This is a genomic window from Caballeronia sp. dw_276 (assembly GCF_018449635.1).
GTDB lineage: Bacteria > Pseudomonadota > Gammaproteobacteria > Burkholderiales > Burkholderiaceae > Caballeronia.
Genome location: NZ_JAAVUV010000043.1, coordinates 1 through 1573 on the forward strand (window position 1 = coordinate 1; position 1573 = coordinate 1573).

Here is a 1573-nt window from a genome sequence, read left to right on the forward strand (position 1 = left end):
ATGTCGGGGTTCAAACTTTTTAGAAATGTCGGGTTTTGACTTTATTAATCTCTCTTTAAAAAGCTCATTTCCCCACCGCGGCTGCCCGCAGTTCGGCGCTTCTTAGCATCATCGCGTTCATGTCAATTTGCTTGAGCTCGCGTTGTTTGCGCGTATTGTTGGCCCGCATTTTCGGCTTGACCGGTTCTCCTTGATTAGTCCTTGACGGTGAACCAGAGATGCGCCGGTTGTCGCGCTCCATTTGCACTTGGCGCGACAGCGCCAACACATGCTCGAGGCGCTTGTTATCGACTTCGGCACCCTGGTCCATCGCCGATAACCTGTCGTATTGACGATAGGCCAGCGCGCTGCCATTTGCCCGGATTTCGATACGCCCATCCGGGTATTCATAGACATCGATGTAGTGATGGGCGAGGGCACGTGTTTGCTGCGTGTCATCAAGCATGTAGATCACCCGGTCGTACTGCAACGTCAAGCTGTTCGACACGCAACGCAGTACCCGGTGCGTCAGAATCAGGTCGAGGTCTTCATCGCTCCTGAGCGGCCGATGCGCGTTAAATGCGCTCTTCGGGATCTTCGCAAAGCGCCCATTGAAGTCGGCCATGAAGTGGGGCGCATACGCGTTAGCGGCTTCCTTCGTGTCAATCTTGCGCAGGCGCAATTCTTTGACAAGCCGGTCCTGCAAGGTGAGATTGGCCCGTTCCACGCGTCCCTTCGCCTGACTGCTGTTGGCACACAGCGTATCCACGTTCAACTCGTACAAGGCCCGCCCGTATTGGGTTACGCCCTTGTAAGGGGTGCTCGCGTGCTGGTTGCAATGAAACACGCTGGCCTTGTCGCTATAGAGTGCCACCGGCTTGCCGTGCGCCTCGAGGTATTTGCGCGTGGCCTCGAAATAACTGAAGGTCGATTCGGTCGCAGTAAAGTGCAACGTCATCAGTTGGCTTGTGGCATCGTCAATAAACACCAGCAACGTGCACGCTGGCGCCCGGTCCTCGAACCATCGGTGATCGCTGCCATCGATCTGGATCAGTTCGCCCAGACAAGACCGCCGGTTCCTAGGCTGGTGAATCCTGGGCGGGCGCTGCTTGCGTGGAACCCACAGGCCGGCATCAGTCATCAGGTGGCGAACAGTCTCCTTGGAAAGCGTTAAACCATGACATTCGCGCAGCTTCTCGCAAGCAAGCGTTGGGCCAAAGTCGGCGTATCGGTCGCGAATCAAAACCAATGCCCGGCACGCCGTTACCTCATCAAGCTTTCGATTGCCTGGACGACCTCGCGCTGCCGAGCCCACACCGGCCGCGCCAGTTTGCTTGTACCGAAGCACCAGACGCTCGATCTGGCGCACCGTCAAATGCAAACGCTCGGCAGCCAGGCCCGGTTTGAGCATCCTGTCCACGACGGCTTGAATCACTTTGAGTCGGTCGAGTTCGCGCATGTTCAACGTCACCAGTTCGGTAGGCTGCATGGCGAGCTCCCATCGTTGGATCGGAAGCTCCCAGCATCGCACCAGAAGCAAAACACGACATTCCTATCTTGCTCAAACACGACATTAGGATATTGCCCCTACAAA

1 protein-coding gene is annotated in these 1573 nt (G+C 56.5%); it reads right to left on the reverse strand.

All coding sequences use genetic code 11. The features are described 5' to 3' along the window. Positions 1-64: 64 nt before the first annotated feature. The gene (locus HB633_RS30515; protein ID WP_213781849.1) at positions 65-1468 is read right to left on the reverse strand and encodes an ISNCY family transposase; all 1404 of its coding nucleotides are present in this window, start codon (positions 1466-1468) and stop codon (positions 65-67) included. Positions 1469-1573: the final 105 nt, after the last annotated feature.

What these genes read in the sequence shown, in the direction of transcription:
- HB633_RS30515 (WP_213781849.1), bottom strand. Translation starts at nt 1,468, where the DNA reads ATGCAGCCTACCGAACTGGTGACGTTGAACATGCGCGAACTCGACCGA.